Raw genomic sequence first — 23,180 nt, forward strand, 5'->3', positions numbered from 1 at the left:
AGGAAGTCGAACCTCGCTTATATGGGTGAAGACCATGGAAGCTGCAGAGAACTTGGAACGGCAGTGAAGAATCCTCCGGCGTATGGGGATCGGCATGGAAGGAAAGAAGACATAGTGAACTGGGGAGACCCTCCCCCACACGGGAGGATTTTTTTTTTAGAAACCCGTAAAAAGACGCTCTATAAGTCCAAAAGATGAAATGAACCGTCTGTGGGAAGGGAGTCCGAGGGGCTCATAGTACCGAGGAACCTAAGGACAACATAACCTTAGGGAGAGAAGGAGCCCTGCTTTGTTTATGCTTTTGGAGGAGGTACGAGTGAGTGAATGCCAGTAGGCTAACGACACCTAAGGAAAAAGTTCAAGAACTCCAAGAAAAGCTAGGTCATGCGGCCAAGGAGAACAACAAGCGTAAATTCCATGCACTGTACGACAAAGTCTACCGCTGGGATGTGCTGAGTGAAGCCTGGAAACGGGTGAAAGCGAACAAGGGGGCTGCCGGAGTAGATACGGTGACGCTCGCGGATATTGAGAAACAAGGAGAAGTGCAATTTCTCAAAGACTGCGAGCGAGCATTAAAGGATGGTAACTACCACCCACAGCCCGTACGGCGGCACTATATCCCAAAGAAAGACGGGAAACCAAGACCGCTGGGCATACCCAGCGTGCGCGACCGAGTGGTGCAGATGGCAACCAAACTCGTCATTGAACCGATCTTCGAAGCGGATTTCGAAGAAGTATCCTTCGGATTTCGCCCGAAGCGAAGTGCGAAAGGAGCACTGGATCGAATCCGGAAAGCCTGCAACCGCAAAGGAAATTGGGTAGTCGACGTCGACATCCAAGGTTACTTCGACAATATTAACCAGGAGAAACTGATGAAATTGGTACAAATGCGTATCAATGACAGACGAATCCTGAAGTTAATCCGGAAGTGGCTTCAGGCGGGAGTCATGGAAGAAGGAAACGTAAGACGTTCCGATTTAGGCACACCACAAGGTGGAGTGATCTCACCACTTTTGGCGAACATCTATCTGAACTATTTTGACCGACTGTGGGAAAAACACGGGAAAGGAGTAGGTGAACTCACGAGGTATGCAGACGATCTTGTGGTGGTCTGTAAAACTAAAAAGGACGCCGGACATGCGTATGAACTCATACGCAGAATCATGGAACGTCTGGAGCTGACGCTACACCCAACCAAAACCCGTATTGTCGGCTTATGGACAGGAGACGAAGGATTCGACTTCTTAGGAATGCACCACCGGAAAAAGAAGGCAGAAACATCCCAAGGCAAGGTGTATTACACCACGCAGCAGTGGCTAACGAAGAAGGCGGAGGAACGAATTCGAGGCGTGGTTAAAGAAAGATTAGCACCGCCCAGCATGCGTTCGAAATCGTTTGCGGAACACGTGGAATGGCTCAATCCCAAGATTCAAGGATGGAGAAACTACTATTACACAAAGTACAGCCAAAAGAGGTTAGCAAAACTGGATTGGTATATTCTGCAACGATTTACCCGGTGGTATGCGAAGAAGAGACAACGAGGAAGATGGATGAGATCCCGGTCAGAAGTTAGATATTTGACCATCCAATATGGACTAAAAACGCTATTGTAATCTGCATGCCGATGAATGACAAACATCGGAAAGCCGTATGAGGGAAAACCTCACGTACGGTTTGATGAGGAGGGGCTGGGTTGCACCAGCCCTTTACTCTAGAATTTATCTGTTTCACGCGATAAATTATCCCTCTATTTCTCGCTGAAACGGTACCGTCCTTTAAAAGGACGGCAAAACTGTTTCCACTTAAAAGGTCAGAAATCATATGTTTTGAGGAATCAGGTGCACCACTTTATGGGGTTGTTTTGGCAAGGAAAGACTATGGTATAATGGGTCAGAGGTGAATAACGAGTTATGTTTCTGAAACGGATTGAATTAGCAGGCTTCAAATCATTTGCCGACAAAACGGAGATGGAATTTGTACGCGGAATAACGGCTGTAGTCGGCCCGAATGGAAGCGGCAAAAGTAACATATCCGACGGCATCCGCTGGGTGCTTGGGGAGCAGAGTGCCAAATCCCTGCGCGGCGGCAAGATGGAGGATATTATATTTGCCGGAAGTGATGCCCGCAAGGCGGTCAACTACGGTGAGGTCTCGCTGACGCTGGATAACGAGGATCATGTGCTGCCGCTGGATTTCAGCGAGGTGACCGTGACCCGGCGTGTCCACCGCAGCGGCGACAGTGAATATCTGATCAATAAGCAGGCCTGCAGGCTGAAGGATATTACGGAGCTGTTTATGGATACCGGTATCGGCCGTGAAGCCTATTCAATTATCGGACAAGGCCGGATTGAAGAGATTCTCAGTACCCGATCGGAAGACCGAAGGGGGATATTTGAAGAGGCCTCAGGTATTGTTAAATATAAGTCACGCAAAAAGGATGCCGGCCGCAAGCTCGATGAGACCGAGCAGAATTTGCTGCGGATTCATGACCTGATCAGTGAGCTGGAAGATCAGGTGGGACCGCTGAAGGATCAGTCCGAGAAGGCGATAAGATACAAGGAGCTGCGTGAGCAGCTGAAGCATCTGGAGATTTCGGTATATGTGCATCAGATCGAAGGCATACATACATCCTGGCAGGAGGGCAACGCCCGCCTGGAGGTGCTTAAGACAGAGCAGCTGGAGCTGTCCACTGTAGTCTCTGCTCATGATGCCAAGCTGGAGAGCGGCCGGGCGGAGCTGCGGAGTCTGGAGCAGGAAGTGGAGAAGCTGCAGGAACAGTTGCTGCGCAGCAGCGAAGCCAACGAGAAGAGCGAAGGCTACGGAGAGCTGCTGAAGGAGCGCCGCAGGAATCTGGAACAGAACCGGGAACAGCTCATGCAGACTCTGGGTTCTGTAGGCGAACGTTCCGAGGGGCGGCAGCGTGAGCTGGCCAAGCTGGAGCATAAGCTGAAGCAGACCAGGCAAGCGCTGGAGGAGCTGCGGGCACAGCTGGCGGATGAGGAATCGAAGCTGCAGGGTGTGGCCGGAGGCATCAGCCAGAGCAAGGAAGAGAAGCTGAAGAGTGCTCTGCTTGAGCTGATGAACCTGATGGCCCAGGCGCGCAACGAGATCCGCTATGCGGATCAGCAGAAGGAGAGCCTGGAGCGGCGGATGAGCCGCAGCCAGGAAGAGAGCGGCAAGTGGACAGCACGGCTGGAGGAGCTGGTCTCTGCACAGAGCGGGCTGAAGGATAAGATTGCCGGGCTCGGCAAGGAAATCGGCCTGCTACGCGGCGCGTACATTACGGAGAGTGAGCAGACCGGCAAACGGCAGAAGCTGCTCGAAGAGACGCAGAGCGGCCTGCGCAAATGGGAGCAGAAACGCGAAGCCCAGGTGTCCCGGCATGAGACGATGAAGGAAATGCAGGATGATTTTGACGGCTTCATGCTTGGGGTCAAAGAGGTGCTCAAGGGCGCGCGCAAAGGACAGCTAAGCGGTGTACACGGGGCAGTTGCCGAATTGATCTCCGTTCCCGAGAAGCTGGAAATGGCGATTGAGACCGCCATGGGCGCTTCCTTGCAGCACGTGGTTATGGAGAATGAAGCGTTGTCCCGGCAGGCGATCGCTTTCCTGAAGCAGCGTCAGCTCGGGCGGGCGACCTTCCTCCCGCTGGATGTTATCCGGCCCCGGCAGATTACCGGCAGTGACCGCAGCACAGTTCAAGGTGCCGAAGGATTCGTGGGTATTGGTTCGGAGCTGGTCGGCTATGATGAGAAGTATGGAAGTATTATCGGAAGCCTGCTCGGCAATGTCGTAATCGCTGAGAGTCTGGAGCAGGCGAACCGCATTGCGGCCAAGTGCCAATATCGCTACAGAGTAGTTACACTTGAAGGCGATGTGGTCAATGCAGGCGGTTCGATGACCGGCGGCAGCCAGCATAAGAAGAATAACAGCCTGCTTAGCCGCAAGCGTCAGCTTGACCAGCTCTCCGGCGAGATTGAAGAAAGCGAGCAGCAGATTACCAAGCTGAAGCAGGGGATCAGCCGCCTGCGCGCCGAACAGGACAAGGGCTCCCAGAAGCTGGAGCAGCTTCGGCATGACGGTGATGAGAAGCGGCTGGAGGAACAGCGCGTATCCGGTGATCTGAAGCAGCTGGAGCAGGAGCTGCGGCATGTGCAGGAGCAGGTCGAGGGCGCAGGCGCAGAGCGCAGCGGCTTCGAGCAGGAGGTACGCGGACTGGACGAGGCCCGCAAGCAGGCCGAAGCTGAGCTGGCCCGGCTGGAGAAGGAAGAGCAGGAGGCGCATGCGGCGATCCGCAGTGCCGAATCGGACCGCAAGGCGAATGAATCGGCTAAGGAAGAGCTGCAGGGCAAGCTGACCGGGATGAAGGTTACGGAGGGCAAGCTGGATCAGGAGATCTTCTCGCTGGAGGAGCAGCTGCGGCGGATGAGGCAGGACGCCGGCTCCCAGGAGAAGGAGCTGCGCCAGAGCCGCAGTCTGCTTATGACCATCGAGCAGGATCTGGAAGAGAATGCACGGGAGACCGTGAAGCAGAAGGAAGAGGTCAACAGTCTGCGGCTGAGCAAGGAAGATACGTCAGCGAGGCTTGACCTGGCCCGTGCCGACCGTGCGGCGATCTCGCGTAAGCTGGAGCTGGCCGAAGGCGAGACCAAAGACCAGCGTCAGGCGCTCCGGGCGGTCGAAGACAAGCTCCGTTCCACGGAGGTTGCCGTTGGCCGGCTCGATGTGGAGCTGGACAATATCCTCCGCAAGCTGAGCGATGACTACGAGCTGAGCTACGAGCTGGCGAAGCAGCGTTACCCGGTGCCGGAGGATGTGCCTGCGGCACAGCTGGAGGTGCAGCGTCTGAAGCGCAGCATCTCCGGTCTGGGCGAGGTCAACCTGGGCGCGATTGAAGAGTATCAGCGGGTGCATGAACGGTATACTTTTCTCAGCGGGCAAAAGGATGATCTGGTGGAAGCCAAAACAACGCTGTATCATGTCATCCATGAGATGGAAGAGGAGATGTCGAAGCGCTTCAAGCAGACCTTCGATGCCATCCGCCGCGAGTTCGGCACGGTGTTCACGAAGCTGTTCGGCGGCGGCCGGGCAGATCTGCAGCTGCTGGACCCTGAGCATATGCTCGATACAGGGATTGATATCGTTGCCCAGCCGCCGGGCAAGAAGCTGCAGAACCTCCAGCTTCTCTCCGGCGGAGAACGCGCCTTGACCGCGATGGCTCTGCTGTTCGCTATTCTGCAGGTCAAGCCGGTGCCGTTCTGCGTGCTGGATGAGGTGGAAGCGGCGCTGGATGAAGCCAACGTGGTACGCTTCGCCCAGTATCTGCGTGAGTTCTCGGAGCAGACGCAGTTCATCGTAGTGACCCACCGCAAGGGAACGATGGAGGAAGCCGATGTGCTCTATGGCGTGACGATGGAGGAAGGCGGCGTATCCAAGCTCGTATCGGTGCGGCTGGAGGATGAAGAGGCTGAGATAGCTTAACGATATAGATTGAACAAAAAATTTAAGTTAAAGGAAAAGTGGCTGAGGGGAGTTTTGGAACTGTAGGAGCGGTAGCGACCGCCTAAAAGCTTTCCGTAGGAAAGCTAGCATCGGAAGCATCAGCAGTCTGCGGATTTCAACCGTTAAAAACGGTATAAGATCATGAAATCTGTAGACAACAGCGGCCGGAAGTCCAAAACTTCTCTGGAGTCACGGCTAATCCCAAAACATAAAAAAATAGTTCGATTTATATAGATGCAGGATTCATGAAGTGATCCCTATAACCCTTTAGGAGGAAGCATAAGCATATGAGTTTTTTCAAAAAACTGAAAGACAGCATCTCCGGCAAAACGGAAAGCGTAACGAAACAGTTCCGCGACGGTCTGGAGAAAACACGCAAGGGCTTCGTTGAGAAGGTCTCTGATCTGATTATCCGCCGCAAAAAGATAGATGAAGAGTTCTACGAAGAGCTGGAAGAAATTCTGATCGGCGCTGATGTGGGCGTGAATACGGTCATGAATCTGGTGGAGGAGCTGCGCGCCGAAGTGAAGCAGAAGCGGATCGAGGATGCGGCAGAGCTTCAGCCGATTCTCTCCCGCAAGCTGATGGAGCTGCTTCGCGGCGATGACGACAACAGTCTGAACGAGAATCCAGACGGCATTACCGTGATCCTGTTCGTTGGTGTTAACGGAGTCGGGAAGACGACGACCATCGGCAAGCTGGCGCACCGCTACAAGCAGGAAGGCAAGAAGGTTCTGCTGGCGGCAGGCGACACCTTCCGTGCCGGAGCTATTGAACAGCTTGAGGTGTGGGGCAAGCGTGCCGGAGTTGATGTTATTAAGCAGCAGTCGGGCTCGGACCCGGCAGCGGTGATGTTCGATGCGGTTCAGGCTGCCAAGCAGCGCAGTGTGGATGTACTGATCTGCGATACGGCAGGCCGGCTGCAGAACAAGAGCAATCTGATGGAAGAGCTGAACAAGATCTTCCGTGTCATCCAGCGCGAGATTCCAAGCGCCCCGCATGAGGTGCTGATGGTGCTGGATGCGACCACCGGGCAGAATGCGCTGACTCAAGCCAAGCTGTTCGGCGAGAAGAGCGGTGTGACTGGTCTCGTACTGACGAAGCTCGACGGTACGGCGAAGGGCGGTATCGTGGTAGCGATCCGCCAGGAAATGAACCTGCCGGTGAAGCTGGTCGGTCTCGGCGAGAAAATGGAAGATCTCCAGCCGTTCGACTCCGACCAGTTCGTGCACGCCCTATTCGCAGGCATGATCTCGGAAGAAGCGAATCCGGAAGAATAACTGCTCATGCTTGTATTTGAAGCAGTGAAGGCAGAGTTGACCAGATAACCAGTGAAGGCCGAATAACGGCTATTGCAGCCTCCCTAAGGAATGGTTCATTCCCGGGGAGGTTTTTTGTAGTTCTCCAGTTCATCAATATATTAAAAATACATTATATGAAAAATTCATAATAGTAATGCTTGTCAGCACTCCGGCATACAATTGGATGTGGAATAAATGCAACGCGCCCCCAAAAGCAAGTTTAAGAGAAAGGAAGCGATTTCAAACCGTAGTATGGTTCAGAAACTCCATTTTGCTGTTATATATATTGACATGGATAATATTATTTACGTATTATGAAGGTAGTAAATCATATTTTTGTGGTGAATTTTTATATTTTGAACTTATTTGTTAAGAAACATAACACATTATACTGATCCGAGAGGAGTCGGGCTCATGTCCAAACTAGATCCTTTGCCCGGTCTGTCACCGTATCCGCTGCAGCATTTCTATGATGAGATGTATGCGGATGAACGGAACGTCCGGCCTCATTACAAGCATGTGAACCGCATGTTTTCCGGGATGAGCCCCGAAGAGCTGCAAGACAAGCAGAAGCTGATGCAGCGTCGGATGATGGAAGAAGGTATTACTTTTACGCTGTATAACCCGGCACAGGATCAGCCTATGGAGCGGACGATTCCGTTTGACATGATTCCGCGCATTATCCCCAAGGGGGAATGGGAACGGCTGGAGGCGGGCATCGTGCAGCGTATTACGGCACTGAATCTGTTCATTCATGATATTTACCATGAGCAATACATCGTGAAGGACGGCATAGTGCCGCGGCGGATGATTATTTCGAACTGTTATTTCCGGCCGGAAATGTCCGGCCTCCGCGTGCCCGGCGGTGCGTACATCACCACTTCCGGAATCGATCTGATCCGGCACCATGACGGCGAGTATTATGTGCTTGAGGATAATCTGCGTACACCCTCTGGCTTCTCGTATCTGTTCAAAGGCAGATCACTCATGAACCAGTTGTTTCCTGAGTTGTCGTTTGCCAGCTCCATCCGCGATGTGGATCACAGCCTGAACCGTTTCCTCTCCGTGCTGCGCAGCCTGTCCCCGTCCCGGACCAAAGACCCGGTCATTGCTCTACTGACACCGGGGGAATACAATTCGGCTTATTATGAACATGCTTTTCTGGCACAGCAGATGGGGATCCATCTCGTTGAGGGCCGCGACCTGGTCGCGCAGGACCACAAAATCTACCTGAAGGTAATGAACGGGCTGCGCAAGGTAGATGTGCTGTACCGCCGGCTGGATGATGATTTCATTGATCCGCTTGCTTTTCAGCCCAGTTCGCTGCTTGGGGTTGCAGGTCTGATGAATGCCTACCGGGCAGGAAATATCGCGATTGCCAATGCGCCGGGAACCGGGGTAGCCGATGACAAGGCCATGTATGTGTATGTGCCGGATATGATCCGCTATTATCTCAATGAAGAGCCGATCTTGGGCAATGTGCCGACCTATCTGCTGTCACGGCCGCAAGAGCGCCAGTATGTGCTGGATCATCTGTCTGAAATGGTCGTGAAGGAGACATCTCTCTCCGGGGGCTACGGCATGCTTATTGGAAGTGAGGCGACGAAGGAGGAGCTCATAGACTTCCGGCTCAAAATACTGGCAGAACCCGAGCGTTATATCGCCCAGCCGATTATGTCGCTGTCCCGTGCGCCGGTCTTGTCAGAAGGCAACATGGCTCCGCGGCATATCGATCTGAGAGCATTTGTGCTGATGGGGGCTGACCGCAAGCCGCATGTCATTCCAGGGGGCCTGACCCGGGTGGCGATGCGTGAAGGCTCGCTGGTCGTGAACTCCTCCCAAGGCGGCGGAGTGAAGGATACCTGGGTAATGGCCTAGAGACTTTTCTAAGGTAAAGGGGTGGCTAGAATGCTGAATCGCAATGCGGAGGCTCTATTCTGGATCGGCCGGTATATTGAACGGGCTGAGAATCACGCCCGGCTGATCGATGTACATTACCATATCCAGCAGGAAGAGGATTTCCAGGAAGAGGGCCACAAGTGGTCGCGCCTGATTGACGCGCTTGGGGTGCGAGGCGAATATCTGCGGCAGTTTGAGAGCTTCAGCGAGCAGGATGTATTGTCCTTCATCACGCTGGATCTGGGGAATACCAACTCCCTGTTCTCCTGTGTGCATCAGGCTAGGAACAATCTGCGCACCCTGCGCCAGCATCTGCCGAGTGAGCTGTGGGATATTGTCAACGGCTTCAACCTGTGGCTGGGGGAGCAGTCAGTAGCGGATATCATGCGCGGTCCCCATCAATTCTATCAGCAAGTTAAGGAACGGGCGGCGATGTTCCTCGGTGCGGAGCAATCGGTGATGCTGCGGGGCAATGAATGGCATTTCATTGAGAGCGGCCGGTTCTTGGAGCGGGCAGAGAATACGACACGTATCCTGCAGACCGTCACGGTATCCTGCAAGTCGAAGGATATCAGCTCCATCTATACCCAGCTTCAGGCCGTGCTGAAATCGGTAAGCGGCTATCAGTCCTTCCGCCGGTATTATGCCGATGATATGTCGCCGGAGTGCATTCTGGAATTCCTGATTGTGAACCCGTTCTTTCCCCGTTCGATCCGTTTCTCGTTCCACAAGCTGGAGGAGCATCTGGCCAAGCTGGAGCTGGACACTACAGAGAAAGGCTCGGGGCATGAGAAGGTGATCCGGCAGGCGGGCAAGATCAAAGCGGAGCTGGATTATATGGAGAAGGATGAGATGTCCGGGGACCTGGCCCTGGATGTGCTGGAGTCACTAATGATATCCTGTCAGAGGCTCGGCAGAACGATGGACGGTGCTTTTTTTCGCCGTGAAGGAGTCTCGGTATGAAAATACAAATCAATCACACAACCACCTACAGCTACCCCGAGCCGGTGACGGACAGTGTCAATGAGATCAGGCTGACGCCGCGCACGAACTACCGGCAATCCTGCTATCACCATGAGGTGGAGGTGCATCCGGCGGCCAATCTGCTGACCTATGAGGATTTCTTCGGCAACCGGGTTCATGCCTATTCGGTGAATAAGCCGCATACGGAAATGGTGATCCACACCAAAGCTACCGTGGTCACGCTCGACAAGGCGCAAGGCACGGATCTGCCGCATATCCCGCTGGAGGAGCAGGTGAAGCTGCTGAATGACGAGAAGTTTCAGAACCGCTATATAGAGTTTATTCTGCCTACCCGGTACACCGAGGTGACGCCGGAGCTGGTGGAATTCGCGTCGCAGCATCCTTTTGAGGAAGCAGAAGATATGTATGAATGGACTCGGAAGCTGTCGTCCACGATCTATGAGCAGTTTACGTACGATCCTGAGGCGACTAGCGTCAATACTACGGTAAAAAGAGCACTGATGCTCAAGCGCGGAGTCTGCCAGGACTATGCGCATCTGATGATTGCGGTCTGCCGCAGTGTCGGCTTGCCCTCACGTTATGTGAGCGGGTACCATTTTGTCGGAGACCTGCAGGGGGGCAATGCCAACTTCGAACAGGCCTCACATGCCTGGGTGGAGACGCATATTCCGGGTACGGGCTGGCTGGGCTTCGATCCGACCAATAATGTTGAAGTGAACTGGCGGTATATCAAGCTTGGGCATGGACGGGATTATAAGGATATTGTTCCGGTCAAAGGCGTATACCGTGGAGGAGCGGGCAAACTTACGGTCAAGGTGGATGTACGGCAGCTGGAGAATTAAATACGTTAGAGGAGAGACCCCGCAGATGTGGGGTCTTTGCTGTTGCTGGTAAGCTGCACTTTGGGCATAGTTAGCAGATTTGCTGTGCATGTTGCACAAGGTTTGTGCAATTTTTTGCATAACATGATTATAATCAAGCACCAATTGGGTAATCTTGAAACAGAGCCATTACAAGCAGAATGGTATCCACGGAAGGAGAGTGTACATATGAGCCCAAATATAGCAAAAAAGCAACGTTTTCAGGGGAAAACAGCCATAATTACAGGTGCGGGCTCGGGAATCGGCAGAGCGGCAGCGATCCAGCTGGCACGTGAAGGTGCGAATGTCGCCTTGTTCGATCTGGTGAACGAACGTACCTCTATCCTGGAACAGAAGCTGAACAAGCTGCGCAAGGACTGTGCATTAGCGATTGATGTGGATACTTCGGATGCCGGGCGGATGGAGGAAGCGGTGCGCAGAACCGTGGAGCATTTCGGAGGTCTGGATATTGTGTTCGCCAATGCAGGCATTAACGGAGTAGTCGGGCCGATTGAGGAGCTGAGCGTAAACGATTGGGAGAAAACCCTGTCGGTCAACCTCACAGGCACGTTCCTGACGCTGAAATACAGCATTCCCCATCTGAAGGCGAAGGGCAAGGGCAGCATTATTATTACCAGCTCGATCAACGGCAACAGCAGATTTACCAGCTTCGGCTGGTCACCATATAGTACCACTAAGGCCGGTCAGGTCGCTTTTGCCAAGATGGCTGCACTGGAGCTGGCTAAGTTCAAAATCCGTGTTAATGTCATTTGTCCGGGAGCGATTGCCACGAATATCGACGAGAGCACAGAGTGGAACGATGATGTGGAGTCGATTGTTATTCCAATTGAATTCCCTGAAGGAGCACAGCCGCTGGCAGACGGACCTGGCAAACCGGAGAATGTCGCCGATCTGGTTGCCTTCCTGGCCTCGGATGAATCCATTCATATTACCGGCTCGCAGATTGTGATTGACGGTGCGGAGTCGTTGCTGTCATAGGCTTCGTCTGCATTATAAGAACTGACAAATAGCGATCCTTCAGGATCCAGAGACACTGCCATGAGTGGCGGTGTTTTTCTTTTGCGGCAAACAATCTAATTAGATGGTTGTAAAATAACAAACGAAATGATAATATGTCTATATAAAAGTAAACAAAGGGTGTGATGATCCAGTTGACAGAAGAGAATGGGGCGGTGCGGATATCGGAGAAATTCTGGAATGCGTCCATTGCAGAATTGAAGCAGGGCTATAATGTGGAGACGGAAGAGCGGACGGAAAAGTACCATTGTCTGGTCTGCGGTGTTGCCTTCGAGAAGGGCTTGATCTATCAGGATGGCGGGCAGTATTACGAAGCGGAGAAGTACGCCGCTCTGCATGTGGACAGGGTTCATGGCGGGATGTTCAACTGGCTGCTGACGCTGGACAAGAAGCTGAGCGGGTTAACCGAATTGCAAAAGGGGCTGCTGCAGGCCTTCCGCCAAAGTCTTAGCGATGCAGAAGCAGCCAAGGAGCTGGGAATCGGCAGCACCTCCACGGTGCGTAACCACCGGTTCACGCTTCGCGAGAAGGTGAAGCAGGCCAAGCTGTTTCTGGCGGTTATGGAGCTGGCTGAGGAGAAGCCGGGAGCTTCGTCTCCTTTTGTGAGTATTCCGCGTACGGCTGTGATGGTTGATGAACGGTTCGCGATTACCGAGCAGGAGAACGCCGATATTCTGGGCACCTATTTCAAACAAGGGCCGGACGGCCCGTTGTCAGAGTTCCCTAAGCGGCAGAAGCGGAAGGCGGCTATTCTGCGCCATTTGCTGCAGCGTTTTGAGACAGGACGCAGGTACAGTGAGAAGGAAATTAATGCGGTGCTCGAAGCCGCTTACCCCGATTACGTGACGCTCCGGCGGTATCTGATCGATTACGGGCTGCTGGATCGTGAAGAAGACGGAAGCAGCTACTGGGTGAACTTATAACGGAGAGAAGAAGGGGAGAGAAGAAATGACGGACAAAACCAGACGCAAGGAATTGGGATATAATTATGCGCACTCGCACAGGCCGATGGGGGTATACCGGATTGTGAACACCGGCAACGACAAAATGTATGTGGGCAGCAGTCTGAATCTGGACGGGGTCTGGAATAAGCATAAGTTCATGCTGGATATCAAAGGCCATGACAACAAGGCGCTGCAGGAAGACTGGAATGAACGCGGGGAAGCCGGCTTCCGCTTCGAGGTGCTGGAGCAGATTAAGCCTGAGGAGGATTTCGTGGCGGATGTGCTGGAGCTGAAGAAGTACCGCAAGATGCTGCCGGACATGGAGAGTAAGTGGCTGGAGCAGCTGTCTCCTTACGGGGAGCGCGGCTATCATAAGCAGAAATAAATGGTAGCTGTAGCAGGGCAGCGGAAGGAATTTCATCAGCGGCTGTGGTAAAATGAGGGCAAAGCTGTGGCGGCAGATCAGCCGGATGTAATGAAGAAGAGATCCTCAGTTGCTGATGAAAGGTGCGGTGTATATGGCTATATTATCTTGGCTTGCAGAACAGAGAATTCAGGAAGCGATGCGCAGCGGAGAGTTCTCCAATCTGCCGGGGCACGGTAAGCCGCTTGCGCTGGAGGATCTCTCCGGCGTACCGGAGGAATTGCGGATGTCCTACAAGATTATGAAGAACGCCGGGCTGTTGCCGGAGGAAATGACGTTGCGGGCAGAGTGTGTAACACTCGAAGAGCTGCTGGTGGCTTGCCACCGCAGCGGCAACAGCACTGCCGGGGAACGCAAGGAGCTGGAGGGCAAGCTCTCGCTGAAGCGGCTGCGTCTTCAGATGCTTATGCAGGAACGGGGTCTTGAAGGCAATGCTGCATATGCGGATTACGGGGACGCGATCGGGCAGCGGCTGGCCGGGGTGGAACGGGATGGTGGTGAGTAGTTAGTGATATGGCAGGGCGACTGGGCGGATGGAAGATAGAAGAATTGTGACAAGTGATATGAGATCTCCGGTTCATGGAACCGGAGTCTTTTTGTATGAAGATGCACAACGAACCGCTTGATATCTGGAATGAATTCGCCGATGATAGGGAGATGGAGATTTAACTTAACTTTTAGCAGATGATGGAGAGATGAAATGAAGCAGCTTCCAATTATGCAGGTGCTCCCTGACCTGAAGAGAATTCTGATAGGCCGTGCAGCGGCGGTTCTGATTGCTGAGCCTGGAGCGGGGAAGACAACGGCGGTGCCGCCTGCTTTTTTGGAGGAGCCTTGGCTGGCCGGTAAAACTATTCTGATGCTGGAGCCCAGACGCCTCGCAGCCCGTTCGGCCGCAGCTTATATGGCTGCATGTCTGGGAGAGAGTGTGGGACAGACTGTAGGCTACCGTATGCGGATGGATACCCGGGTGGGGCGGAATACACGCATTGTTGTAGTGACGGAAGGCGTGCTGACGAGAATGCTCCAGAGCGATCCTTCGCTTGGGGATGTGGGGCTTGTGATCTTCGATGAGTTCCATGAGCGTAGTCTGCATGCGGATCTTGGACTGGCACTGGCGCTTGAAGCGCAGAGTGTGCTGCGAGAGGATCTGCGCATTCTGGTGATGTCGGCGACTCTGGACGGAGACCGCGTAGCTTCTCTGCTGGGGGAAGCGCCAGTCCTGCAATGCCCGGGCCGCACCTATCCTGTGGATACGATCTATATGCCTGAGGCAAGTAATGCTACTCCTGAGAAGTCTGCAGCTGCCGCTGTCCGCCGGGTGCTCGCTGAGCAGCCTGGGGATGTGCTTGTTTTTCTGCCCGGAGAGCGGGAGATCCGCCGGACGGAGCAGGAGCTGGCGTCAGGAAGCCTGCCGCCGGGAACGGTGCTGCGGCCGCTCTATGGCCAGTTGCCGCAGCACCAGCAGGATGCGGCAGTGGCTCCTGCGGTCGAAGGCGAGCGGAAGGTTGTGCTGGCAACCTCCATTGCCGAGACGAGTCTGACAATAGAAGGGGTACGCACCGTGATTGACACGGGGCTTCGCCGGACGCAGGTATTCTCTGCGCGTACCGGCATGCCGCGCTTAACGACGGTGCCGGTCTCGAAAGCATCGGCCGACCAGCGGCGCGGCCGGGCAGGCCGCACAGCGCCGGGCGTCTGCTACAGGCTGTGGAGCCGGGAGGCACATGATCATCTGCCGGACGATAGCGTCCCGGAGATCATGGAGACCGACCTGGCGCAGCTCGCCCTGGAGCTGGCGCTCTGGGGCGTGCCGGAGCCGGGAGCGCTCGCCTGGCTGGACGCGCCGCCTGCCGCGCCTTACGCGCAGGCCACGGCGCTGCTGCGCCAGCTCGGCGCGCTGGACGCCGGCGGCGCCATTACGCCGCACGGCCGCAGCATGGCCGTGCTTGGCGCGCACCCGCGCATCGCGCATATGCTGCTGCGCGCGGCAGACCTTGCAGCTGCGCCGCTCGCCGCCAGGCTCGCTGCGCTGCTGCAAGAGCGGGACCTCTTCAAGGGTCCCGCGGCTCTAGATAGCGACCTCACGCTGCGCGTGGAGGCGCTGCTCGGGTTCGAGCGCTCCGCCAGCAGCGGCGGAGCGGACCCGGCGGCCTTGCGCGCGGTGCAGCGCGAGAGCCGCAGCTTCCTGGCGCAGCTGCAGGCAGCGCCGGGCGAAGGGCCCGGCGACATCAGCCGCAGCGGCCTGCTGCTGTCGTTCGCCTATCCCGACCGCATCGGGCAGGGACGCGGCAATGGCGCGTTCCTGCTCTCCGGCGGCCGGGGGGCGGCGATGCGCGAGGGGCAGCCGCTGGCGCGCTCGCCTTACATCGTGGCACCCGGCGTGGATGACCGTGCCGGGCAGAGCCGGATTATGCTTGCCGCAGCGCTCTCCGAGCAGGACCTGCTGAAGCATCATGCGGACAGCCTTCTGGAGGAGCGCGAAGTCTACTGGGACAGTGAGAGCGGAAGCGTCAAGGCGCGAAGAGTGACCCGGCTGGGGGCGCTCATTCTGAAGCAAACGACCCATGAGCGGGCTACTTCCGAGGAGACAGAGAGCGTACTGCTAAAGGTGATTGCGGCGGAAGGGCTACAGCTGCTGCCTTGGGAGAAGGGAACCCTCCAGCTGCGGCAGCGGATGGAATTCGTGCACTCGCTGCGGGCCGACTGGCCCGATATGTCGGATGAGGCGTTGACGGATACATTGGAGGAATGGCTGGCACCTTTTATACAAGGGATGCGGAATCTCCGTGATCTGCAGCGGGTGAAGCTGACGCAGGCGCTGGAGGGGATGCTGGACTGGAATAGCCGCCAGCAGCTGAACAAGGAGGCGCCGACGCATATTACGGTACCGAGCGGTTCGCGGGTTCCCTTGGATTACAGCAATCCGGGAGCGCCGGTACTGGCAGTCAGGCTGCAGGAGATGTTCGGGCAGACGGATACGCCGAGGATCGGCGGAGGGAAGGTCCCGGTACTGCTGCACCTGCTGTCTCCGGCGAGAAGGCCGATGCAGATTACCTCAGATCTGGCCAGCTTCTGGCAGAACACCTATTTCGAGGTGAAAAAAGATCTGAAAGGACGTTACCCCAAGCACTACTGGCCTGATAATCCGCTGGAGGCAGTACCGACTAGCCGTACCCGTCCTTCCAAATAGAATGAGAGGGTAATCAGGTATTAGTGCAGCTGATGAAGCATTTCCTGTTTGGGCACTGCGTGAACGGGTAATACAATAGCGAACAACAATTACGAAGGAGGGCTTCAAGTGACAGAGAAAATTATTGGCGTATTCGATACGGAACAAGAAGCAACCAGAGCAATTGAAAGTTTGCAGAGTCAAGGGTTCACGAACGATGAGATTTCAGTAATAACGAAGGATCGAGATGACCTGAAACACATCTCCGAAGATACAGGAACAATGGCGCCGGAAGGCGTTGCTACAGGTGCAGCCACCGGCGGCGTAGTAGGCGGAATTACCGGACTGCTGGCCGGAATCGGTGCGCTGGCCATTCCGGGAATTGGTCCAATCCTTGCCGCAGGCCCAATCGCAGCTACGTTAACAGGGGCTGCCATCGGAGTAGGAGCAGGCGGTCTAGTGGGCGGATTAATCGGACTCGGCATTCCCGAGGATGAGGCCAGAGATTACGAAGGCTACATCGACAGCGGCAAAATCCTCGTCCTCGTCGATGACAACGGCCGCGGAAGAGATATCCATACTGTGTTCCGGGGGAACCGTTCACTTAACTCGGGCCGGTACGACAGTCTGTACCCTGAGGATACGCTGGCAGACCGCGGAGCAACTAACCCGGATCTGGTCCCTAGAGATACCACGGTTGGCAATACCTTGGGCAACAGGGGCGCGATGAATGCAGACCGTGACCCGGACCTCTACAACCGCGACAAAATCTAATGATATAGCGGGATATTGCCCCGCTAATATAGCACCCTCTAAGAACTGCCTGCGGGACAACCCCCAGGCAGTTCTTTTTGCGGCTTGCATCGCATTCCTTCATTATAATGTGACATAAGGGAAAGGACACATACAGCCGCTTATTATATAAATTCAACATATGAAAAATTCACAACAAACCGCAAATTCCATACCGCAAACCACCAACCACCCAACCTGCTCAGATCCTGTATAGATCTACATAGAGCCATAAGGCGGGACAGGGGACAAGCCTGGAGGCTACGAGCCATTACAGTAGGGGAATAGTTGGATTTTCAACACTTATTAATGAGCTTTTTCGCGTATCTACAGCAACAATTGGAAAAAGAGCACTTAAAAAACCACAATACCCCAACTTGAAGGCAAACGAGTAAAATTAACGGTCTTTTTTCCGCTTGCTGCCGTGCAATCCTCGAAGTTTGATGAAATAAGATACGTTTTTCCACTAAAAACAATATTTCATCATATGAAAAATTCACAATAGAAGCTCGAAAATCAACAACCACACTCGTCCACGACATCTAAACCCCATACCAACCACTTACCTATCTACTTCAAAAACAGAAAAAGTGAAGATAACCCATTCTCGACAAATAGCTCGATAAATAGGCAACTCTCTAAATGACTATTTGTAGCATTTTTCTGTATTGTAGCATTTCCCTGCTCGACGACAGTACTGCCCCGGCATCCTCCCTAATTTTAAATAACTTGTTGTGAAAGCTGGGAAATAGAGTTTATACTAGAGTAATAGTGGGAATTGCCAAGCGGCAACAGTTTTTCCTGCTATACGATTTCAAACAAAAAACACCCCGGGAGGTGTCTTATGGCGTTTATGATTGCCCAGCGGGCGTTTATAAAGGTATACCTGATTACTATGGTGGAGCAGCACAAAGGGTATGGTTATCAGATGCTAGAGGATTTGCGCAGAGATTTCAAAGCTCATGGCTATTCGCCTCCCCAAAGTGAAATTTACCGCGCCCTGCATGAGCTAGTGCAGCAAGGGATACTGTACCGCACCAAGCAGCTCAAGGGGAGCGACCCGAAGGTCGATTTTCAGGAGATTGTCTTGTATCATTTCACTTCGGATGGGGAGGAGAAGGCCAAGCTGTATAAGAAGCAGGTGAAGGCTGACCTTGACCGTTGTCTTGGAATCCTTAATAAAGCGGTAGCAGACAACTTTTGATGGCAGATCCACGAGCTGGCGGGCTCATGTATATCGATCAGGCCACGATCCGGCGGACTCATCAATATCAGTCTATCCACGAGCCTTATAAGCTGTGAACTGGCCGATCAGGAATCCTCATCTTCAGAATCCTGGTCCGGCGGGGTCACCGGTGAGCTTGCGCTGCCATAATTCTCCACGGCTTCCCAGGTACCGGCGTCATCGAATCTTCCGCTATTCTGCTGACGTCCTTCGCCTGCACCGGCTGGCGGCGGGGTCATGACCTCTCCTTCCACAGGACGTGCGCCGGTGTCGCGGCTGGTTAGGGCATGTTCCACGGTATAGCGGGTGTAGGGGATGGCTTCAAGCCGTTCATAAGGAATCTCTTGCTTGCTGGCTTCGCAGATGCCGTACGTTCCGTCATCCATCCGCGCAAGAGCAGCCTCGACCTCCGTTAATTCTTCGGATAGCGAGGTATTAATGGACAGGTCGCGGCTTCGTTCAAACGTCTCTGTTCCTGTATCGGCAGGATGGTTATCGACAGAAGAGAGCTCGCCCGTAGAGAGAATAAGGGAATCACCAAGCAGGCTGTCTTCAGCTCCATTGCCGGAGAAATGCTGCTCCAGCTCTGCCTTGCGCTCCTTAAGGGCTGCCCGGAGTGTATTCAATTGGTCTTTGGTTAAGTGGCTCATGTGTTATAGGGCAATCAGCGGACATCTCTATGCTGAATTGTAACTTTAGTGATATTTTCAGGCTGCTTTCACCCTGTTATAATAATTACTGCCGGATGAAAGCAGCATACACTTGGAGGTTATGAAATGGACGAACATATGAAACGGCGGCTGGATAAGCAGAGAAAGCTGTTCAGCCAGCTCGGTATTACCCTTGATGCACTTACAATTCACGAGAAGGAATTCAGTATGAAGCTTCGCGGCTATGATGCCGAAGAGGTGGATACGTTCCTGGACAGCGTTATTAAGGATTATGAACGGTTCTATGCCACCATAGCGGATCTGATGGATAAGTGGCAGGAGCAGCAGATTGAGATGAAAGAGCTGAAGGCAGAGGTGAAGACCGCAGCCACTCCGGCCCCTGTGCCGATTATTAAGGGGATCGATCCGCAGGATCTTGAGGATATCATTATCAAGCTGGAAGCCAATGTGCGTCAGCTCAAGGACAGATTGCCTGTGCCCCGCACGGAGGGGTATTTGTAAGCCCTGTGCAGCCACAACGTGAGAATAAACAATATGCAGCATAAGTATAACTCTGGACGGGGGTTGGACCATTGCCGGAGAAGCATGCTTGGAACTTGAAGATCCGCGGCAAAATCGCACTTGGATATGTCATGATACTATTAATGTTAGGCCTATTTCTGATTATAGTCTCCGGCCGGATTAACAGCTTGGAGAAAGAAACCGTGTTCTTGAGCGATCATGATATAGAAGTTCATGAACTTACATATCAAATTGAGAAAAATGTACTCGATATGGAGACCGGACAGCGGGGATACGTCCTTACCGATGATGAGTCTTACCTGGTGCCGTATAATGACGGGCTGGTACAGTGGAGGATTAATGCAGCTAAGCTGAATAATCTCATTGCCGATAACCCGAATCAGGTGCGGAATCTGGACACGGTTACGGATAATATCGAGAAGTGGGTCGATGTCGCCGGGCAGCATGTGGTTGAGCTGAAGAAGAATGGCAATACGCAGGCGGTCAACGCTTTTTTTCGCAACGATACGGGGAAAAATCTCGTCGACACGATCCGCTCCCAATCCGATTACTTCCGTGACATCGAACGAACGCTCACGAACGACCGGATCAGCAACCTGAAGGACAGTAATCATAAGCTGCTGATCACCATGTACATATTGTGGGGATTGGTGGTCGTACTTGCGCTGCTCATCACTTATCTGCTCTCGGCCAGCATTGTGAATCCTCTGCACAGCGTCATACAGGCCATCAACAGCATTGCCTCAGGCGGTAACCGCTCAGAGCGCATTAAGGTGAAGACACTTGATGAAATCTATGACCTCAGCGAAGCGACGAACGGACTGCTGGATAACGTGCAGCGGGAGCAGTGGATGAGCGAACAGCTCACCTCGATGTCGATTGCCCTGCAAGAGACCATTGATATGCCTTCACTGTGCAGAATTTTTGTCAGCCGGTTGTCGGTTATGCTGGAAATGCAGTATGCCACTATATATGTCGTGAATAATGATGAACTGTTCGAGCGCATCTATTCCTATGCAGGCGCAGAGAATAAGGAAGAGCGCATCGGGCCGCAGGTTATTCAGCCTGGAGTAGGCCTGGCAGGTCAATGTGCGCTGGATCAGCGGATGAATGTGATCGAGCAATTGCCTGATGACTATATCTACATCAACTCTGCTCTGGGCAGAACGGCACCCAGATTCGCTGTGATCGCTCCGATTATTTTTGAGAACAAGACCGTTGCCGTACTGGAGATCGCTGCGCTGACCCATTGGGCACCGTATCATTTCGAGCTGCTGAAGGAATTGCTGGACATGATGGGTGTTACCGTGAATTCGGTGAAGACCCGGATGGAGATCCAGAGGCTTCTGCATGAATCGCAGGTGATGAACGAAGAGCTTCAGGTTCAATCGGAGGAGCTTCAGACGCAATCTGAGGAGATGCAGATGCAGACGGAGGAGCTTCAGAGTCAGACCAGCGAGCTGCTCACCGTGAACAAGGAGCTTGAGAATCAGAAATATGTAGCCGAGAATGCAGCGATCGAGCTGGAGCGGTACAATGAACAGCTGGAGCAGAGCTCGCGTTACAAGTCTGAGTTCCTGGCCAATATGTCGCATGAGCTGCGTACGCCGCTGAACAGTATGCTGATTCTCTCACAGCTCCTGACGGAGAACCGCAATCATACCTTAAATGAGGAAGAACTGGGCTATGCCTCGGTCATCTACAATTCAGGCAGTGATCTGCTCAATATGATTAACGATATTCTGGATCTCTCCAAGGTGGAAGCCGGCAAAATGCTGGTGGAAATGGATGCCGTTAATCTCACCGAGCTACCATCGCTGCTGCAGGGTTATTTCGGCAAGCTTGCAGAAGCGCAAAATGTAGAGTTTAACGTGACTCTGAACCCGGAGGTTCCGGATCTGTTCTTCACCGATGAGATGCGGCTGCATCAGATTCTGCGGAATCTGCTGTCCAATGCCTTCAAATTCACTGAACAGGGCACGGTTACCGTAGAAATTACCAAGCTGGCGGCGTATTCGGATCAGCGTTACATAACACAGGGGCCGGTGCTGGCCTTTGCTGTACAGGATACCGGAATCGGCATCTCCGCGGAGAATCGTGACCTGATCTTCGAGGCCTTCCGCCAGGTGGACGGAACGACAGCCCGCAAATTCGGGGGAACTGGTCTGGGCTTATCCATCTCCCAGCAATTGGCTCAGCTACTGGGCGGACATATCAGCCTGGAGAGCGATGAGGGCAAGGGCAGTACATTCACCTTGTATCTCCCTTGCCGTGAACTGGACAGTGAAGAAGAACCGTTCCATCCGGCGGAGCTGGCTCAGACTGCAGCCGGGGCGGAGCACTCACGGACCGTCCATCTTGAAGGTCAGCCGGGCATTAGCCAGGACTCCCTGTTCGAGAAGGAATATGCCAAGCTGCAAGGCAGAACTGTGCTGATTGTAGATGATGATATGCGCAATATTTATGCCCTCCAGAAGGGTCTGGAGCCTTACGGAATGATCATCATTACCGCTCAGACAGGGTATGAATGTCTTCAAGTGGTTAGAGAGCAGCCGGAGGTGGATATCGTACTCCTGGATATTATGATGCCGGTTCTGGATGGCTACGACACGCTATCCATTATCCGTGAGGAGATGCATCTCACCGACCTCCCGATTATAGCGATCTCAGCCAAGACCATGAAGGAAGACCGTGAGCGTTGCCAGGCCGCCGGAGCCACTGATTTCATCAGCAAGCCGGTAATGATGCAGGACGTCATTACACGAATGTGCCGGTACATTTGACTTTTCCAAAAACCCATTGACGGGGATACAAGGTATGCTTTATGATGGGTTCATAAATGATCATTTATATGCAGTGGCGTGTTACCTTAACAGGGCATGAGCCAAGATTCGTACTCATTACTTTGAGTCCAGTCTTGGCTCTTTTTTGTGCAAAAAATCAGGCAATGGGCGGAAAGGAGGGGGAACTTGGCGAGGGACACTGAACAATTTCAGGTGCTGCGGGTGATTGGGAATAATGTCGTGATGGTAGAGGGCGGCAAGAAGAGCAAGGAATATGTAATTATCGGCAAGGGCATCGGGTTTGCGCTTAAGGATACGGGTGTTATTGATTCGGATGATCCCCGGATTGAAAAGCTGTTTCGGCTGGAGGACCGGGAGGAATGGAGTCAGTATCAGATTCTGCTGGAGGATATTGATCCCAAAGTCATGAAGATCACGGATGAGATTATCTCTGATATCGCCCGTGAGTTTTCCGGCAAGTTAAACGACAAGATCTATTTGGCGCTCCCCAGCCATATCCAATTCACCATCTTCCGCTTGCGCAGCGGGATGGACATTGTGAATCCATTCCTGGAGGAGACCCGGATGACGTTCCCCAAGGAATTTGAGATCGCTTCCAAGGCGGCTGAGAAGATCAGCGAAGGCTTTGAAGTGCAGATTCCTGAAGACGAGGTCGGTTTCCTTACTTACCACGTCTATTCTGCGGTCAGCAATGTGCCGGTGGGCCAGCTCGTGAAGGCCTCCAACATTGTCAGCGAGCTGATGGAGATGATCCGCAGTGAGCGCAAGATCCGCTTCGAGCAGGGCAGTATGAATCATGTCCGGCTGATGGTCCACTTGAGATTCTCGATTGAACGGATTCTGCAGGGTTCGATTATCGACAATCCTTTTGTGAAGCATATTAAGAAGGAATTCAAGGATGAATACAAGCTCGCACACAGGATGGGCACATTCATGCAGGGCAAGCTCAGTGTAGACGTACCCGAAGAAGAAATCTGCTTCCTGGCTATGCATCTGCACCGGCTGTTCCAGACCATAGAGAAGAATAAATAGCAGCGGCAAGG

17 protein-coding genes are annotated in these 23,180 nt (G+C 53.5%); 16 read left to right on the forward strand and 1 reads right to left on the reverse strand.

The genetic code is table 11. From position 1 onward, the window contains the following. The first annotated feature begins 320 nt into the window (after positions 1-320). From ltrA to MKZ07_RS05610, 13 genes are all read left to right on the forward strand, one after another. Positions 321-1,613, forward strand: a complete 1,293-nt coding sequence (gene ltrA / locus MKZ07_RS05550) for a group II intron reverse transcriptase/maturase (RefSeq protein WP_036694821.1) — start codon at positions 321-323, stop codon at positions 1,611-1,613. 297 nt (positions 1,614-1,910) lie between these two features. Continuing rightward, positions 1,911-5,480 (forward strand): chromosome segregation protein SMC, encoded by a 3,570-nt coding sequence (smc, locus tag MKZ07_RS05555; protein ID WP_341024983.1) that lies wholly within the window; start codon positions 1,911-1,913, stop codon positions 5,478-5,480. Positions 5,481-5,788: 308 nt separating this feature from the next. After that, positions 5,789-6,781 (forward strand): signal recognition particle-docking protein FtsY, encoded by a 993-nt coding sequence (gene ftsY, locus MKZ07_RS05560; protein WP_036694159.1) that lies wholly within the window; start codon positions 5,789-5,791, stop codon positions 6,779-6,781. A gap of 435 nt (positions 6,782-7,216) precedes the next feature. Beyond that, positions 7,217-8,680 (forward strand): circularly permuted type 2 ATP-grasp protein, encoded by a 1,464-nt coding sequence (locus MKZ07_RS05565; RefSeq protein ID WP_036694158.1) that lies wholly within the window; start codon positions 7,217-7,219, stop codon positions 8,678-8,680. 30 nt (positions 8,681-8,710) lie between these two features. Then, positions 8,711-9,664 carry an alpha-E domain-containing protein gene (locus tag MKZ07_RS05570; protein ID WP_036694156.1) on the forward strand — a complete coding sequence of 318 codons (954 nt, stop codon included), beginning with the start codon at positions 8,711-8,713 and terminating at the stop codon, positions 9,662-9,664. Then, positions 9,661-10,527 (forward strand): transglutaminase family protein, encoded by an 867-nt coding sequence (locus MKZ07_RS05575; RefSeq protein WP_340753854.1) that lies wholly within the window; start codon positions 9,661-9,663, stop codon positions 10,525-10,527. Before MKZ07_RS05570 ends, MKZ07_RS05575 begins: the two co-directional genes overlap by 4 nt. 207 nt (positions 10,528-10,734) lie before the next feature. Then, a complete protein-coding gene (locus MKZ07_RS05580) occupies positions 10,735-11,544 on the forward strand; it encodes an SDR family oxidoreductase (RefSeq protein ID WP_076154016.1) in 810 nt (269 codons plus the stop codon). 173 nt (positions 11,545-11,717) lie between these two features. After that, complete coding sequence (locus MKZ07_RS05585) at positions 11,718-12,506, forward strand: DUF2087 domain-containing protein (RefSeq protein ID WP_372238043.1); 789 nt, start codon at positions 11,718-11,720, stop codon at positions 12,504-12,506. Between the two features lie 25 nt (positions 12,507-12,531). Next, positions 12,532-12,912 (forward strand): GIY-YIG nuclease family protein, encoded by a 381-nt coding sequence (locus tag MKZ07_RS05590; RefSeq protein ID WP_036694152.1) that lies wholly within the window; start codon positions 12,532-12,534, stop codon positions 12,910-12,912. Between the two features lie 133 nt (positions 12,913-13,045). Further along, positions 13,046-13,456, forward strand: coding sequence for a DnaJ family domain-containing protein (locus MKZ07_RS05595; RefSeq protein WP_076154151.1), 411 nt, complete (start codon positions 13,046-13,048; stop codon positions 13,454-13,456). A 195-nt stretch (positions 13,457-13,651) separates the two neighbouring features. Further along, entirely contained in the window at positions 13,652-16,144 is a 2,493-nt protein-coding gene (gene hrpB / locus MKZ07_RS05600) for an ATP-dependent helicase HrpB (RefSeq protein WP_341024992.1), read from the forward strand. Positions 16,145-16,252: 108 nt separating this feature from the next. Next, positions 16,253-16,897, forward strand: a complete 645-nt coding sequence (locus MKZ07_RS05605) for a general stress protein (RefSeq protein ID WP_076154013.1) — start codon at positions 16,253-16,255, stop codon at positions 16,895-16,897. An 862-nt stretch (positions 16,898-17,759) separates the two neighbouring features. Continuing rightward, positions 17,760-18,119, forward strand: coding sequence for a helix-turn-helix transcriptional regulator (locus MKZ07_RS05610; RefSeq protein ID WP_036694148.1), 360 nt, complete (start codon positions 17,760-17,762; stop codon positions 18,117-18,119). Between the two features lie 107 nt (positions 18,120-18,226). On the opposite strand, the gene MKZ07_RS05615 is transcribed toward MKZ07_RS05610, so the two are convergent. Continuing rightward, positions 18,227-18,790: a TraR/DksA C4-type zinc finger protein gene (locus tag MKZ07_RS05615; RefSeq protein ID WP_036694146.1), complete on the reverse strand. Its 564-nt coding sequence runs from the start codon at positions 18,788-18,790 to the stop codon at positions 18,227-18,229. 126 nt (positions 18,791-18,916) lie between these two features. Between MKZ07_RS05615 and MKZ07_RS05620 the strand changes: the two genes are divergently transcribed. The 3 genes from MKZ07_RS05620 to MKZ07_RS05630 all read left to right on the forward strand — a co-directional run bounded on the left by MKZ07_RS05620 (position 18,917) and on the right by MKZ07_RS05630 (position 23,169). Further along, positions 18,917-19,312, forward strand: coding sequence for a DivIVA domain-containing protein (locus MKZ07_RS05620; RefSeq protein WP_036694144.1), 396 nt, complete (start codon positions 18,917-18,919; stop codon positions 19,310-19,312). Positions 19,313-19,383: 71 nt separating this feature from the next. Beyond that, complete coding sequence (locus MKZ07_RS05625) at positions 19,384-22,116, forward strand: CHASE3 domain-containing protein (RefSeq protein WP_341024994.1); 2,733 nt, start codon at positions 19,384-19,386, stop codon at positions 22,114-22,116. 186 nt (positions 22,117-22,302) lie between these two features. Then, positions 22,303-23,169, forward strand: a complete 867-nt coding sequence (locus MKZ07_RS05630) for a PRD domain-containing protein (RefSeq protein WP_341024996.1) — start codon at positions 22,303-22,305, stop codon at positions 23,167-23,169. Positions 23,170-23,180 lie beyond the last annotated feature (11 nt).

The organism is Paenibacillus sp. FSL P4-0338, assembly GCF_038002365.1.
In the GTDB taxonomy this organism is placed as follows: Bacteria; Bacillota; Bacilli; order Paenibacillales; family Paenibacillaceae; genus Paenibacillus_AQ.

Bases quoted from the DNA above. Each gene is read 5' to 3' on its own strand.
- smc (WP_341024983.1), top strand. From the start codon at position 1,911: ATGTTTCTGAAACGGATTGAATTAGCAGGCTTCAAATCATTTGCCGAC.
- ftsY (WP_036694159.1), top strand. From the start codon at position 5,789: ATGAGTTTTTTCAAAAAACTGAAAGACAGCATCTCCGGCAAAACGGAA.
- MKZ07_RS05565 (WP_036694158.1), top strand. From the start codon at position 7,217: ATGTCCAAACTAGATCCTTTGCCCGGTCTGTCACCGTATCCGCTGCAG.
- MKZ07_RS05570 (WP_036694156.1), top strand. From the start codon at position 8,711: ATGCTGAATCGCAATGCGGAGGCTCTATTCTGGATCGGCCGGTATATT.
- MKZ07_RS05575 (WP_340753854.1), top strand. From the start codon at position 9,661: ATGAAAATACAAATCAATCACACAACCACCTACAGCTACCCCGAGCCG.
- MKZ07_RS05580 (WP_076154016.1), top strand. From the start codon at position 10,735: ATGAGCCCAAATATAGCAAAAAAGCAACGTTTTCAGGGGAAAACAGCC.
- MKZ07_RS05590 (WP_036694152.1), top strand. From the start codon at position 12,532: ATGACGGACAAAACCAGACGCAAGGAATTGGGATATAATTATGCGCAC.
- MKZ07_RS05595 (WP_076154151.1), top strand. From the start codon at position 13,046: ATGGCTATATTATCTTGGCTTGCAGAACAGAGAATTCAGGAAGCGATG.
- hrpB (WP_341024992.1), top strand. From the start codon at position 13,652: ATGAAGCAGCTTCCAATTATGCAGGTGCTCCCTGACCTGAAGAGAATT.
- MKZ07_RS05610 (WP_036694148.1), top strand. From the start codon at position 17,760: ATGGCGTTTATGATTGCCCAGCGGGCGTTTATAAAGGTATACCTGATT.
- MKZ07_RS05615 (WP_036694146.1), bottom strand. From the start codon at position 18,790: ATGAGCCACTTAACCAAAGACCAATTGAATACACTCCGGGCAGCCCTT.
- MKZ07_RS05620 (WP_036694144.1), top strand. From the start codon at position 18,917: ATGGACGAACATATGAAACGGCGGCTGGATAAGCAGAGAAAGCTGTTC.